At 63.9% G+C, this 14439-nt stretch carries 14 protein-coding genes and 1 pseudogene; 14 read left to right on the top strand and 1 reads right to left on the bottom strand.

Going from position 1 to position 14439, the window contains the following annotated elements:
* Positions 1 to 80 precede the first annotated feature (80 nt).
* The 3 genes from NKH63_RS19975 to NKH63_RS19965 all read left to right on the top strand — a co-directional run bounded on the left by NKH63_RS19975 (position 81) and on the right by NKH63_RS19965 (position 3682).
* Positions 81 to 1634 carry a sugar ABC transporter ATP-binding protein gene (locus tag NKH63_RS19975; RefSeq protein WP_352918483.1) on the top strand — a complete coding sequence of 518 codons (1554 nt, stop codon included), beginning with the start codon at positions 81 to 83 and terminating at the stop codon, positions 1632 to 1634.
* A complete protein-coding gene (locus tag NKH63_RS19970; protein WP_352483622.1) occupies positions 1631 to 2596 on the top strand; it encodes an ABC transporter permease in 966 nt (321 codons plus the stop codon). Before NKH63_RS19975 ends, NKH63_RS19970 begins: the two co-directional genes overlap by 4 nt.
* A 69-nt stretch (positions 2597 to 2665) precedes the next feature.
* Positions 2666 to 3682 (top strand): zinc-binding alcohol dehydrogenase family protein, encoded by a 1017-nt coding sequence (locus tag NKH63_RS19965; RefSeq protein WP_352592782.1) that lies wholly within the window; start codon positions 2666 to 2668, stop codon positions 3680 to 3682.
* Between the two features lie 18 nt (positions 3683 to 3700).
* On the opposite strand, the gene phnF is transcribed toward NKH63_RS19965, so the two are convergent.
* Positions 3701 to 4444, bottom strand: a complete 744-nt coding sequence (gene phnF / locus NKH63_RS19960) for a phosphonate metabolism transcriptional regulator PhnF (RefSeq protein ID WP_352918481.1) — start codon at positions 4442 to 4444, stop codon at positions 3701 to 3703.
* A 134-nt stretch (positions 4445 to 4578) separates the two neighbouring features.
* Between phnF and phnG the strand changes: the two genes are divergently transcribed.
* The 11 genes and pseudogenes from phnG (at position 4579) to phnE (NKH63_RS19905) (ending at position 14438) form a co-directional block, all read left to right on the top strand.
* Positions 4579 to 5040 carry a phosphonate C-P lyase system protein PhnG gene (gene phnG / locus NKH63_RS19955; RefSeq protein ID WP_352918479.1) on the top strand — a complete coding sequence of 154 codons (462 nt, stop codon included), beginning with the start codon at positions 4579 to 4581 and terminating at the stop codon, positions 5038 to 5040.
* Positions 5040 to 5651, top strand: coding sequence for a phosphonate C-P lyase system protein PhnH (phnH, locus tag NKH63_RS19950; RefSeq protein WP_352592790.1), 612 nt, complete (start codon positions 5040 to 5042; stop codon positions 5649 to 5651). Before phnG ends, phnH begins: the two co-directional genes overlap by 1 nt.
* A gap of 1 nt (position 5652) precedes the next feature.
* Positions 5653 to 6765 carry a carbon-phosphorus lyase complex subunit gene (locus NKH63_RS19945; protein WP_352918477.1) on the top strand — a complete coding sequence of 371 codons (1113 nt, stop codon included), beginning with the start codon at positions 5653 to 5655 and terminating at the stop codon, positions 6763 to 6765.
* Complete coding sequence (locus NKH63_RS19940; RefSeq protein ID WP_352483628.1) at positions 6762 to 7673, top strand: alpha-D-ribose 1-methylphosphonate 5-phosphate C-P-lyase PhnJ; 912 nt, start codon at positions 6762 to 6764, stop codon at positions 7671 to 7673. Before NKH63_RS19945 ends, NKH63_RS19940 begins: the two co-directional genes overlap by 4 nt.
* Positions 7670 to 8446: a phosphonate C-P lyase system protein PhnK gene (phnK, locus tag NKH63_RS19935; RefSeq protein ID WP_352918475.1), complete on the top strand. Its 777-nt coding sequence runs from the start codon at positions 7670 to 7672 to the stop codon at positions 8444 to 8446. The genes NKH63_RS19940 and phnK overlap by 4 nt, the downstream gene beginning before the upstream one ends.
* A 226-nt stretch (positions 8447 to 8672) precedes the next feature.
* On the top strand, positions 8673 to 9380 hold the full coding sequence (gene phnL / locus NKH63_RS19930; RefSeq protein WP_023721973.1) for a phosphonate C-P lyase system protein PhnL: 708 nt from the start codon (positions 8673 to 8675) through the stop codon (positions 9378 to 9380).
* The gene (locus tag NKH63_RS19925) at positions 9377 to 9994 is read left to right on the top strand and encodes a DapH/DapD/GlmU-related protein (protein WP_352483629.1); all 618 of its coding nucleotides are present in this window, start codon (positions 9377 to 9379) and stop codon (positions 9992 to 9994) included. Before phnL ends, NKH63_RS19925 begins: the two co-directional genes overlap by 4 nt.
* A 221-nt stretch (positions 9995 to 10215) precedes the next feature.
* Complete coding sequence (gene phnC / locus NKH63_RS19920) at positions 10216 to 11064, top strand: phosphonate ABC transporter ATP-binding protein (protein WP_352789288.1); 849 nt, start codon at positions 10216 to 10218, stop codon at positions 11062 to 11064.
* Positions 11065 to 11151: 87 nt separating this feature from the next.
* On the top strand, positions 11152 to 12060 hold the full coding sequence (phnD, locus tag NKH63_RS19915; protein ID WP_023721976.1) for a phosphonate ABC transporter substrate-binding protein: 909 nt from the start codon (positions 11152 to 11154) through the stop codon (positions 12058 to 12060).
* Positions 12061 to 12112: 52 nt separating this feature from the next.
* Positions 12113 to 13069, top strand: coding sequence for a phosphonate ABC transporter, permease protein PhnE (gene phnE / locus NKH63_RS19910; RefSeq protein WP_352918473.1), 957 nt, complete (start codon positions 12113 to 12115; stop codon positions 13067 to 13069).
* A 2-nt stretch (positions 13070 to 13071) separates the two neighbouring features.
* A pseudogene (gene phnE, locus NKH63_RS19905) lies at positions 13072 to 14438 on the top strand (phosphonate ABC transporter, permease protein PhnE).
* The last annotated feature ends 1 nt before the right edge of the window (position 14439 follow it).

Here is a 14439-nt window from a genome sequence, read left to right as displayed (position 1 = left end):
CGGGGCCTTTTCGCCCCGGAAACATCCCACTCGTGCCAATCGCGAGGCCAATCTTTGGGGGCCAATCTGGGAGGATTGTCATGATGTCGACGGCGCAGGAACTCCATCCGGCCCCAACGCTTGAACCGGGCAGGACCATCCTCGAACTCCGCGGGCTGGAAAAGCGCTATCCCGGCACTCACGCGCTGAAGCCGGTCGACCTCGCCTTCAAGGCCGGCGAGATCCACGCCATCGTCGGCGAGAACGGCGCCGGCAAATCCACCCTGATCAAGCTTCTGACCGGCGTCATGCCGCGCACCTCCGGCGACGTCATCTGGGAGGGCAAGCCTGCCGCATTGGCGACGCCGCATGAGGCGATGGCGCTCGGCATCAATGCCGTGCATCAGGAAGTCGTCCTGTGCCGCCATCTCACCGTCGCCGCCAACATGTTCCTCGGCGAGGAGGATTCCCGTTTCGGTATCCTGCTGCAGCGGGCGATGGTCAGGCAGGCGCAGAAGATCATCGACGATCTCGGCTTCGACCTGCCGGCGCATGTCAAGCTGGGTGACCTGACCATCGGTCAGCAGCAGTTGATCGCCGCCGCCCGCGCCACCGTGCGCGGCACCAAATTCCTGATCTTCGACGAACCGACCGCCTACCTCACCCGCAAGGAGGCCGACCAGCTGTTCACGCTGATCCGCCGGCTGAAGGGCGAAGGCGTCACCATCATCTACATCAGCCATCGCATGGAAGAAGTGTTCGAGCTCGCCGACCGCGTCTCGGTGCTGCGCGACGGCACGCTGGTCGGCACCAGGAATATCGCCGAGACCAATGACGCCGAGCTGGTCAAGATGATGATCAACCGCTCGATCGAGCAGGTCTACCACAAGGAGCATTTCACCCCGGGCGCGATGCTTGTAGAAACCAGGAACCTGTCCGGCAAGGGTTTCGAAAATGTCTCGATGTCCGTCCGCGCCGGCGAGATCGTCGGCCTCTACGGGCTGATCGGCGCCGGCCGCAGCGAGTTCGTCACCACGCTCTATGGCCGCCACCGCAAGGCGGCCGGCCAGATCCTCTGGGAGGGCAAGGAGGTCAAGGTCAATTCAGAACATGACGCGATCAGGCTCGGCATGGCGCTGGCCCCGGAAAGCCGCCGCGACCAGGGCCTCTGCCTCAACCTGCCGGTCGGGCTCAACCTCAATCTGCCGATCTACAAGCGCATCTCAAGCAATCTGCTGATCTCCCGCGCGCAGGAAAAAGCCCAGGCCGATCGCCAGATCGCCGACCTGCGCATCAAGACGCCGACGCGAAGTGCGCTGGCCTCCAGCCTGTCCGGCGGCAATCAGCAGAAGATCGTCATCGGCAAATGGCTCGCGCACGGCGCCAAGCTGTTCATCTTCGACGAGCCGACCGTCGGCGTCGATGTCGGCACCAAGGCCGAGATCTACCGCCTGTTTGGCGCGCTGCTATCCAAGGGCGCCGGCATCATCCTGATCTCGTCCTACCTGCCCGAGGTCTATGAGCTCGCCGACACGCTGCATGTGTTCCGGCGCGGCAAGCTGGTGGCCACTCATGGGTTTCGTACCGCTGACCACGAGGAGATCCTCACCCAGGCGCTGGCCGAGAAACAAGAAAGACCGGGAGGACGGATATGAGCACCGAGGCGATCGCTGCCGAAAGGCCGAAACGCAACTACAACGCCCTGTTCGGGCTGACACTGCTGGCACTGCTGGTTCTTTTGTGGATCATCTTGTCGGTGGCGACGCCGAGCTTCGCCTCGGCCAACAACATCTCGAACCTGTTGCGGCAAGGGTCGATGATCGCCATCCTGGCGGTCGGCCAGACCTTCGTCATCATCACCGGCGGCATCGACCTTTCCGTCGGCGCCGTTGTCGGCTTCGCCACCGTCATCGTCGCGATGCTGATCAACGCCGGCACACCGGTTTTCCTAGCCATCCTGATTACCTTGCTGGTCGGCGTCGCCATTGGCATGTTCCATGGCTTCGGCATCGTCAAGATGGGCTTGCCACCCTTCATCATCACCCTGGCGACGCTGACCTCGCTGCGTGGCATCGGCCTGTTGATGACCAACGGCAACTCGATCTCGATCAACAACGACGCCTTCCAGACGTTCTCGCGCAGTTCCTTCGTCGGCGTCCCCAATCTGTTCTGGATGGTGATCCTGGTCGGCATTCCGGCCTACATCTTCCTGCACCACAGCCGCTGGGGCCGCTACCTGTTCTCGGTCGGCTCCAACGCCGAGGCATCGCGTCTGTCGGGCGTCAACGTCCAGCGCACAATCTACATGGCCTATACATTGTCGGGGCTGTGTGCGGCCTTCGTCGGCGTGCTGCTCGCGTCGCGCATCGGCATCGGCAATCCGACGCAGGCCGAGGGCTGGGAATTGCAGGCGATCGCTTCTTCGGTGATCGGCGGCACGTCGCTGTTCGGCGCTGTCGGCTCCGTGCACGGGCCGCTGCTCGGCGCCTTCATCCTTGCCACCATCAACAACGGCGCCAATCTGCTCAACGTCAACGCCTTCTGGCAGCGCATCATCACCGGCGTGCTGATCATCGTCATCGTCTATTTCGACGGGCTGCGCCGCCGCGGCAAATAGATCGCCCCTAACAGCCGCCGGCCTCGCAACAGCAGAGCCGGCGGTGCCATGAACCGACTGGATTGAAGCATGAAAGCCGTCGTCTGCCGCTCGCCCGGCGAACTTGTGCTCGAAGATCGCCCGGCGCCTGGCGCGCCGCCCTCGGGCTGGGCGCTGGTCGCGGTCAGTCATGTCGGCATCTGCGGCACCGATTATCACATTTTTGAAGGCAAGCACCCGTTCCTCGCCTATCCCCGCATCATGGGCCATGAAGTCTCGGGGACCGTGCTGGAGACCGGCCAAGGCGTCGATCTGGCAATAGGCGAAGCGGTGATCGTCAATCCCTATCTCGCCTGCGGCAAATGCATCGCCTGCCGGCAAGGCAAGCCGAATTGCTGCGTCAGGATCGAGGTGCTCGGCGTCCATCGCGACGGCGCCATGTGCGAGCAGATCCTGGTGCCGGCGCAAAATCTTTATCCGGCAAACGGCCTGTCGCTGGCCGATGCGGCCGCCGTCGAATTCCTGGCGATCGGGGCGCATGCGGTGCGGCGCTCGCTGGCTCAATCGGGCGCGCGTACCCTGGTCATCGGCGCCGGCCCGATCGGGCTCGGCACGGCGCTGTTCGCCCGCATCGCCGGGCTCGACGTGACGCTGCTCGACATGAGTGCCGAGAGGCTGGGTTTCGCCGAAAGCGAACTCGGCTTCGCGACCCTCAACGGCTCGCAGGGCGCCGCCGCTGATCTGGTGCGGCAGGCGACCGACGGCGATGGTTTTGACGCGGTCTTCGACGCCACCGGCAACACCCAGTCGGTGCAGTCGGCCTTCGCCCATGTCGCGCATGGCGGCACGCTGGTGCTGGTCAGCGTCGTCAAGGACGACATCGCCTTTTCCGATCCCGAATTCCACAAGCGCGAGATGATGCTGATCGGCAGCCGCAACGCTCTGCGCGCCGATTTCGACCATGTCGCCGCTTCAATCCGCAACGGTGCGGTGCCGCTGGCAAAGCTAGTCACCCACCGCACCATGCTTGGCGAGACGCCGCGCGACCTCGCCCGCTGGGCACATGAGAAATCCGGGCTGATCAAGGCGGTCATCCAGGTCGGATGATACAACGATAGCCGCGTCTCAAAGCGCCGACAGTTTGAGTTCGATCCGCTCGGCCGGGAAGCGCGACTCCGAAAACTGGATCGGCTGACCGTCGGGCGTGACGTTGACGGCGACCGTCACCAGCACGATGGCGCCGGGCTGCAGGTCGAGGTCGGCAAGGTCGGCGGCATCGGCATGGCGCGCCGACAGCACGGTCGATTGCCGGAGATAGTCGTCGATGCCGAAACGTGCCAGCGATGCCGTGATCGAACCGGTTTCTGCCATAGCGGCATCGATGCCGGCAAAGCGCCTGGCATCGAACCAGCCGGCAGCGCGGGACACCGGCATTCCATCGGCTTCGCCGCGCGTTTCCAGGCGTATCACATCAGCCCCCTTCGCAAGGCCTAAGCCCTCTGCGACACGACGGTTGGCCGGCTCCACCGACGACGCGAGCAAGGTGATATGCCGCTCTGACGCCTGTCCTTGCAATCCCTCGGAAAAGCGGGTGCGGGCGCCGATCGGATAGGACAGCCGCTTTCGCGACAGCACGAAGGTGCCACGCCCTTGCTCCGCCTTGAGCACACCCTCCTGCACCAGCGCTGCGATAGCGCTGCGCACCGTATGGCGGTTGACGCCATAGCGTTCGGCAAGTGCCACCTCCGGCGGCAGCGCGGCATTCTCGGGAAAATCGCCGACGGCGATCGAGTGCAGGATCTGGTCGGCGATCTGCCGCCATAGCGCGACACCGCTGCGCCGCTCGATGCTGTTGGCTTGCCCGATCATTTCCCGCCCCAATCTTTGCGCCGACCTTTTGGCCCGTGTCACGTACACGTCATAGACACGCGCTAGATAATAGATATAATTTGTATAGTTGTCTATATCAATAGACAAATGCACGCGAACGAGGAGCACCGGCCATGCGAGGACAGGAAGCGCGAGAGCAGGCCGAGCGCAAGGCCGTAATGGCGACGCTGGCGCAATCGGCCGGCGACGACATTGTCCGCCTCTGGGACGAAGCCGGCCTGCCTTGCGAAGCAGAACTTCTACGTGGCCCCGAAGCCGGCCTGGTGACCGTGCGCGGCCGCATTGGCGGTGGCGGCGCGCCGTTCAATGTCGGCGAGGCGACGGTCACCCGCGCCACGGTGCGGCTTGCGTCCGGCCATGTCGGCCACTGCTACGCGCTTGGTCGCGACAAGCAGAAGGCAAAGCTGGCGGCAATCGCCGACGCGCTCTGGCAGGATCCGGCCCACCGCAACGAGGTCGAGACCAGGATCGTCGCGCCCTTGCAAGCCGCACTGGCCAAGGCGCGTGACCAGCGCCGCGCAGAGACGGCGGCGACCAAGGTCGATTTCTTCACCATGGTACGCGGGGAAGACTGATGGACATCGCCACTCAATCCATTGAGGGCGGCTTCGCCGATCCGGTATTCAACGCGCAGACCGTATTCCGCGCCGTCATGGACGCGATGGCGCGGCCGGGCAGCGTGCAGCCGCTGCCGGCCCTCGCCCACCCCCCGGCGCCGCTGTCGGCCATCGCCGGCGCCATTGCTCTGGCGCTGTGCGACAACGACACGCCGCTCTGGCTCGACCCGGCTTTGCAGGGGTCGGCGGCGGTGAAATCCTGGCTTGGCTTCCATACCGGCGCGCCGCTGGCCAACACCCCGGCCGACGCGCATTTCGCGCTGATTGCCACGCCGGCCGAGATGATGGCGCTCGACGGGTTTTCGCAAGGCACCCAGGATTATCCCGATCGTTCGACGACGCTGATCCTTGAGGTCGGCGATCTCGTCTCCGGCGCTCCGCTGCTGCTCGAAGGCCCGGGCATCGAGAAGACGGCGACGATCGCGCCGGCGCAAATGCCGCGTCATTTCGTCGAGCAATGGAAGCAGAACAATCAGCGCTTTCCGCGGGGTGTCGACATCATCCTCGCCACGTCCGACGCAATTGCCTGCCTGCCGCGCACGACGCGCATTAAGACGATGGAGGCGTAGGATGTATGTCGCGGTAAAAGGCGGTGAAGCAGCCATCCGCAACGCCCACAAATTGCTCGCCGACCGCCGGCGCGGCGATCGCTCGGTGCCCGCACTTCGGCTCGACCAGATCGTCGAGCAGCTGGCGCTCGGCGTCGGCCGGGTGATGAGCGAAGGTTCGCTCTACGACAGGGAATTGGCGGCACTCGCCATCGTCCAGGCGCGCGGCGACATGATCGAGGCGATCTTCCTGGTTCGCGCCTATCGCACGACGCTGCCGCGTTTCGGCTATACCAGGGCGATCGAAACCGGCTCGATGCTGGTCGAACGGCGCGTGTCGGCGACCTACAAGGACCTGCCCGGCGGGCAGTTGCTCGGCCCGACTTTCGACTACACCCACCGGTTGCTCGATCCCGAGCTTGCCGCCGGCGGCGAAGTCGCCGAACCGGAGCAGCGTGCAGGCGAAGCGGAGGCGATGCCGCGCGTCGCGGCCATCCTCGCTCGCGAAGGCCTGATCGAGCCCGACGGCGACATGCCCGGGGATCATGTCCCCGGCGACATCACCCGCGAGCCGCTCGAATTCCCGATGGCGCGTGATATCCGCCTGCAGGCGCTGTCGCGCGGTGACGAGGGGTTTCTGCTGGCGCTCGGCTATTCCACCCAGCGCGGCTATGCGCGCAACCATCCTTTCGTCGGCGAGGTTCGTATCGGCGAGGTCGAACTGGAACTGGACGTGCCGGAACTGCCCTTTGCCGTGCCGCTCGGCAGCATCCGCGTCACCGAATGCCAGATGGTCAACCAGTTCAAGGGCTCGGCCAAGGCGCCGCCGCAATTCACCCGCGGGTACGGCCTCGTCTTCGGCCAGAGCGAGCGCAAGGCGATGGCCATGGCGCTATGCGACCGCGCTCTTCGTGCAACCGAATTCGGCGAAGATGTCGTCGCCGCCGCGCAAGACGAAGAGTTCGTCATCTCGCATTCCGACAATGTCCAGGCGACCGGCTTCGTCGAGCATTTGAAGCTGCCACACTATGTTGATTTTCAGGCCGAGCTCGACCTCGTGCGCCGCATGCGCGCCGCGCACGACGCCCGCGAAAACGCCGGCAAGGCCGACGAGAAAAGGCAGGCCGCGGAATGACCGGACAACCGACCGACATCGCCACCTACAACTTCGCCTATCTCGACGAGCAGACCAAGCGGATGATCCGCCGCGCCATCCTCAAGGGCATCGCCATCCCCGGCTATCAGGTGCCGTTCGCCTCGCGCGAGATGCCGATGCCCTATGGCTGGGGCACCGGCGGCGTCCAGGTCACGGCGTCGATCATCGGACCGGACGATGTTCTCAAGGTCATCGACCAGGGCGCCGACGACACCACCAATGCCGTCTCGATCCGCGCCTTCTTCAAGAAGGTCGCCAATGTCGCGGTCACCACCGAGACGGCCAAGGCGACCATCATCCAGACCCGCCATCGCATCCCTGAACATCCGCTGAGTGCCGGTCAGGTGCTGGTCTATCAGGTGCCGATCCCCGAGCCGCTGCGCTTCCTCGAGCCGCGCGAAACGGAGACGCGCAAAATGCATGCGCTTGAGGAATACGGCCTCATGCATGTGAAGCTCTACGAGGACATCGCCAGGCACGGCCGCATCGCCACCACCTATGCCTACCCGGTCAAGGTCGAAGGCCGCTATGTGATGGATCCGTCGCCGACGCCGAAATTCGACAATCCCAAGATGCACCGTTCGCCGGCTCTGCAGTTGTTCGGCGCCGGCCGCGAAAAACGCATCTATGCGCTGCCGCCCTTTACCGAGGTGGTCAGCCTCGACTTCGAGGATCATCCCTTCGAAGTGCAGACCTTCGACCAGCCCTGCGCGCTGTGCGCGGCCGAGAACGTCTATCTCGACGAGGTCATCCTCGACGACCATGGCGGCCACATGTTCGTCTGCTCCGACACCGATTATTGCGAGAAGCGGCGCGCCGAAGGCCACCGCGGCCATCTCGCGCCCGAGACCCATCTTGCCCCAGGAAAAATGGAGCCGGCTGAATGACCGACGAACCGCTGCTGCGCGTTTCGGCGCTGTCCAAATTCTACGGCTCGCGCGTCGGCTGCGAGAACGTCACCTTTGATCTGTGGCCGGGCGAAGTGCTGGCGGTGGTCGGCGAATCCGGTTCCGGCAAGACGACTTTGCTCAACTGCCTGTCGACTCGGCTGCTGCCCTCTTCCGGCACCGCCAGCTACCGCATGCGCGACGGCCAGTTCCGTGAGCTTTACCGCATAAGCGAGGCCGAGCGCCGCTTCCTGATGCGCACCGACTGGGGCTTTGTCCATCAGAACCCCGCCGACGGGCTGCGCATGACGGTGTCGGCCGGCGCCAATGTCGGCGAACGGCTGATGGCGGTCGGCGACCGCCACTATGGCAGGATCCGCGCGACGGCGGTCGACTGGCTGTCGCGCGTCGAGATCGACGAGGACCGCATCGACGACGAGCCGCGCGCCTTCTCCGGCGGCATGCGCCAGCGCCTGCAGATCGCCCGCAACCTGGTCACAGGGCCGCGGCTGGTGTTCATGGACGAGCCGACCGGTGGCCTCGACGTTTCGGTACAGGCACGCCTGCTCGATCTGCTGCGGGGGCTGGTCACCGATCTCGGCCTGGCGGCCATCGTCGTCACCCACGATCTCGCCGTGGCGCGGCTGTTGTCGCAGCGCATGATGGTGATGAAGGACGGCCGTGTTGTCGAAAGCGGCCTCACCGACCGCGTCCTCGACGATCCGCGCGCGCCCTACACCCAGTTGCTTGTCTCCTCGATTCTGCAGGTGTGACGATGATTGCTCCGGCGTACCCCCCTCTGGCCTGCCCTCTTTGGCATCGCTTGGCATCTCCCCCTCAAGGGGAGAGATTGGCTATCACTCCCGGTTTCGCCATCCTACAACGTTGCAGAACGAGCGAGATAGTCAGGCTGCCCATCTCCCCCCTTGAGGGGGAGATGGCCGGCAGGCCAGAGGGGGGTGTTGGCCCGCAAACGAATGGCGATTGGAGGACCTTCTGATGGCAACCCCGCTCGTCGTCTCCGATGTCGCCAAGAGCTTCACCATGCATCTGCGCGACGGCATCAAACTGCCTGTCGTCGCCGGCGTCTCGTTCGCGATCAGGGCCGGCGAATGCTCCGTGCTCGGCGGCCCGTCCGGCGCCGGCAAGAGCTCGATCCTGAAAATGCTCTACGGCAATTATGCCGTCGACGCAGGCCAGATCATCGTCCAGCACGAGGACGGGCTCATCGATCTCGCCACGGCCAGCCCGCGCACCGTGCTAGCCGTGCGCCGGCTCACGATCGGCTATGTCAGCCAGTTCCTGCGCACCGTGCCGCGCGTCTCGGCGCTCGATGTCGTCGCCGAACCGCTGGTCGAGCGCGGCGAGGAGCGCGAAGCCGCGCGCGGCAAGGCACGCGACTTGCTGGCCCAATTGAACCTGCCGGAAAAACTCTGGGCGCTGCCGCCGGCGACGTTCTCCGGCGGCGAACAGCAGCGCGTCAACATCGCGCGCGGCTTCATCACCGAGCATCCGATCCTGCTGCTCGACGAGCCGACCGCTTCGCTTGATGCGAAGAACCGGGACGTCGTGATTTCCCTGATCGCCGCCAAGAAGGCGGCGGGCGTCGCTTTGCTCGGCATCTTCCACGATTACGACGTGCGCGAAGCCGTCGCCGATCGCATCATAGACGTGACCGCCTTCGCCGCTGGGAAAATCGCCGCATGACCAGGAAATTGTCGGAGGCCCCGCTGGTCCACGAGACGGCGGAGATCGAGAACTCGACGCTCGGCCGCTGGACCGAGATCGCCGACCGAAGCCGGGTTTCGGAAAGCATGATCGGCGACTATTCCTACATGATGCAGGACTGCAGCGTCTGGTGCGCGACAATCGGCAAATTCGCCAACATCGCCGCCAGCGTCCGCATCAATGCCACCAATCATCCGACCTGGCGGCCGACGCTGCACCATTTCACCTATCGCGCCTCCGACTATTGGGACGACGCCGAGCACGAGAGCGAATTCTTCGCTCAGCGCCGCGCCAAACGCGTCACCATCGGCCACGACACCTGGCTCGGCCATGGCTCGACCGTCCTGCCCGGCGTCACCGTTGGCGACGGTGCGGCGGTCGGTGCCGGCGCAGTGGTATCGAAGGACGTCGCTCCCTACACCATCGTCGGCGGCGTACCGGCCAAGCCGATCCGCGAGCGCTTCGACCGCCGCACCGCGGAGCGCTATCAGGCGCTCGCCTGGTGGGATTGGGATCATGCAAGGCTGCGCGCCGCGCTCGACGATTTCCGGGAGCTGTCGGCGGAGGCTTTTCTGGAGAAGTATGGTGGCTAAGGATCGTGAATGGTAATGGCGGGCAGCGAATAAATTTCGAGGCTCAGGAAAGCCTTTCTTATCACCATTCACCATTCGAGCTTCTCGCGCCGAGTTGATCCCGCCCCGCTCCAGGCTGTGGGCGGTAACAAAACTGACATCAATCAGACACCGCAGGTTCACGTAGCTGCGCTAGCGAGGGTTAACAGACCTTCAATTGCGATTGGACTGGAGCCTGCACTATGTCAGCTACGCTCGAAATCCGCGGCGTCACCCGCCGGTTCGGCAAGAACACCGCCGTCAGCAATGTTCACATCTCGATCCCGCAAGGACAGATGGTCGGCGTCATCGGCCGCTCCGGCGCCGGCAAATCGACCCTTCTGCGCATGATCAACCGCCTCATCGATCCCAGCCAGGGATCCATCCTGTTCGACGGCGTCGAGGTTTCCGGGTTGCGCGGCTCGCCGCTCCGGCGTTGGCAACGCGACTGTGCCATGATCTTCCAGCAGTTCAATCTGGTGCCGCGCCTCGATGTGCTGACCAATGTGCTGCTCGGCCGGCTCAACCACCGCTCGACCCTGTCCAACCTGTTCGGCATGTTCTCCCGCAACGAATGCGCCGAGGCGGTTGCAGCCCTCGAGCACCTGGACATCGCCCGCACCGCGCTGCAGCCCGCCGGCACGCTTTCCGGCGGCCAGCAGCAGCGCGTTGCGATCGCGCGTGCCATGATGCAGCAGCCGAAGGTGTTGCTCGCCGACGAGCCGATTGCCTCGCTCGATCCGCTCAACGCCAAAGTGGTGATGGATTCGCTGCAGGATATCAATTTGCGCGAGGGTATCATCGTCATCACCAATCTGCATACGCTGGATACGGCGCGCAACTATTGCAACCGCATCATCGGCATGGCCGCCGGCAAGGTCGTCTTCGACGGCCCGCCCGAAGACCTCAATCGCGAGGCGGTGCGCATGGTCTATGGCGCCGACAGCAATGGCGGCGAAATCTCCGAGGCCATCACCTCGACCAGTGTCGCCATCAAACAGAAAATCGCTGCATCCGCCGGACCGCTCGAGCCAGCGTTTCCTGGTTATTGAGAACGGCCTGATCGCCGCCCGCGTCAAAGGCACTCGTCAAAATTCGATCGCAACCGGCGCGAGGCCGGATCAAAGGAGAGAGACCCAATGTTCAGGAAGATGGTTTTTGGCGCGGTTTCATTGCTCGCCATCGCGGCCAGTGCCGCTCACGCCCAGGATATCAAGGAATTCCGCATCGGTATCCTTGGCGGTGAAAATGAAGCGGACCGGCTGCGCAATTTTCAGTGCCTCGCCGATCACCTGACGTCCGAATTCGGCTTCGAGAAGGTCTCGCTGTTCCCGGCCGCCGACTACGACGGCGTCATCCAGGGCCTGCTCGGCGGCACGCTCGATTTCGCCGAGCTTGGTGCGTCCGGCTATGCCAGCGTCTACCTCAAGGATCCGAACGCGGTGACCCCGATCCTCACCACCCAGCAGACCGACGGTGCGACCGGTTATTATTCGATAGGCTTGGCGCTGAAGTCGTCCGGCATCACCGACATCAAATCGGCCAAGGGCAAGAAGCTCGGTTATGCCGACCCGGATTCGACGTCGGGCTATCTGATCCCGCTGACCCAGATCCCGAAGGACACCGGCGCTTCGAACGAAACCTTCTTCGCCTCGACCCAGTTCAATGGCGGCCACGAGAACAACCTTCTCGCCGTCCGCGACGGCAAGGTCGACGTGGCGGTTGACGACTCCTCGGGCATCGGCGACTTCAAGAACGGTTACACGTCCGGCACCTTCCACAAGGAAGTCGCCAAGGGCGCCGTCGACCCCAACGACTTCGTCGAAGTCTGGCGCTCCGGCCTGATCCCGAATGGCCCGCTGGTCGTGCGCACCGCGCTCGGCGGCGATATGAGCGCCAAGCTCGCCAACTTCTTCACCAGCTTGCCGGCCAAGGACAAGCCTTGCTTCGAAGCCATCGAAGGCGGCGATTTCACCGGCTACGTTCCAGTGAAGCCGGACTTCTACAGCGTCATCGTCGAAGCCCGCAAAGCGGCGATCGGCGGGTGAATGCAATTGAAAAGGGCGGCCTTACCAGCGCCGCCCTTTTTGCATGCCGATCATGACCATCTCAGCCACGATCCGTTCAGACGCGACCCGGCGGACGGCCGACACCTGGCGACGCCAGACGTCCTTGCGCCGGTTCTACACCGCGCTCGGCATCGGCTTGCTGCTTGTTGCCATGTGCACAGCCATGTGGTTCGCCGACGAGGCCAATGCCGGACATTTCTTCGATCGGCTGCCGCACATACTGGATTTCCTTAGCTGGCTTGTTCCCAAGGACTGGAATGACGTCTGGCGCGCGCTGTTCGACATCGCATCGCCGCACGACAAAGGCAGCCAGGAGTTCAACTTCCCGCTTGGCCGCGTCTATCTCTGGCGCGGCTTTTATCTACCCGAATATTTCGAGCTGATGCTCACTACGCTCAACGTGGCGCTGGTTTCCACTTTCATCGGCTTCGTCTTTGCGGTGCCCTTCTCCTTCATCGCGGCGCGCATCTTGACGCCCAGTCCGGTGCTCAGGCTCGTCGTCAAGCGCTTCATGGAACTGCTTCGCGCCTTCCCGGAGATCGTCATTGCCGGCCTTTTCGCAGCCATCCTCTCGACCGGCCCGGTCGCAGCCATCATCGCCATCGGCCTGCATTCGATCGGCGCCCTCGGCAAGCTCTTCTACGAGATCAACGAAAACATCGACATGCGCGCCGAAGAAGGCCTGCGCGCCGTCGGCGCCAACTGGTTCGAGCGCATGCGCTTCGCTGCCCTGCCGCAGGTGCTGCCCAATTTCACGTCCTACACGCTGCTCAGGATCGAGATCAATGTCCGCATCTCGACCATCATCGGCGCGGTCGGGGGTGGTGGCATCGGCGAGGAGCTGAAGCTCTCCATCTCGCGCGGCTTCGGCGCCAAGACGCTGGCTCTGGTGCTGCTGTTGTTCACCACCATCTTCCTCGTCGATCAGTTCTCTGCCTGGCTTCGCCGCAAGCTCGTCGGCGAGCAGGCTTTCATGATGGGCGCCTGAGCATGGCCGCAATGACCGCCGATGAGATGCAGTCGATCGAGGAGCGCTTCCCCATGTGTTCCGGCGGCCCCTGTACAAACGCTTCGGCCCGCTGGTCCTGTTCGCCGGCATCCTGCTCTACCTCGTCTACACCTTGTGGTTCTTCAGCCTGCCGCAAGTTCTGAGGGAATCCCACTGGGAGCGCCTGCCGCTCTTTCTGACGCAATGGATCAGCTACGATCTGCAGCCGGAATTCCGTCTCGATCAGCCTCAGATCACGCCCAAATACCCGCGTTTTTCCGCGCTGGGCGAAGATCCTCATCCCGACTGGGTTATCACCAATGCGAACGGCTCCTACACCATTCTGATCGCCGGCCGGGCCAAATCGGTTACCTTCGACAAGACCGAGGCGACGCTGGTCGCCAATGACCAGACGGTGCCGGTGTCCTTGGCCAGCGGCAAGCCGGTGATATCCGGCCTGGTGCCGGACTGGATCACCGCACACGACGACGAAATCGTCGCCAGGATGGGCTTTGCCGGCGAGGTCCGCATAACCGTCGATCGCGTCAAAGTCCGTAAGCGCTTCCTCGGCTGGGCGAATTTCGTCTTCGACACACGCTCGCCCTTCTTCGGCAAGTCGCCCGGCGAGGTGGTCTCGTTGCTGATGTCCGGACCCCAGCTCAAGCCGGGCACATCTAACATCACGCTGGCCGCCGACAATATCTGGTACAACGCCCAGTGGCAGCATGGCGATGTCTGGACGAAGCTGTTCCAGACCATCGTCATGGCATTTCTCGGCACCTTGCTCGGCGGCATCGTCGCCTTCCCGCTCGCCTTCTTTGCCGCCCGCAACATCACCCCGAGCGGCGTGATCAGTCAGGTGCTCAAGCGCTTCTTCGATTTCATGCGTTCGGTCGACATGCTGATCTGGGCGCTGTTCTTCACCCGCGCCTTCGGCCCGGGCCCGCTTGCCGGCAGCGCCGCGATCTTCTTCACCGAGATCGGCACGCTCGGCAAAGTCTATTCGGAAGGCCTCGAGAACATCGACGACAAGCCGCGCGAGGGCATCCAGTCGACCGGCGCCAACGGCTTGCTGGTGCAGCGCTATGGCGTGCTGCCGGAAGTGATTCCGGTCTTCATCAGCCAGACGCTCTACCAGTGGGAATCCAACACCAGGGGCGCAACGATCATCGGCGCTGTCGGTGCCGGAGGTATCGGCCTGAAGCTTTGGGAAGCGATGCGCACCAACTCCAACTGGGCCAATGTCTTCTACATGGTGCTCTTGGTCCTGCTCGTCGTTTTCATCTTCGACAACATTTCCAATTTCCTGCGCCGCCGCTTGAGCAGGACGATCCACGACTACAACAGGATCCAGGCCGGCCAGGGGTGAC

The organism is Mesorhizobium sp. M0960 (assembly GCF_040319055.1).
In the GTDB taxonomy this organism is placed as follows: Bacteria; Pseudomonadota; Alphaproteobacteria; order Rhizobiales; family Rhizobiaceae; genus Mesorhizobium.
This window is presented reverse-complemented; position numbering and strand designations above follow the sequence as displayed.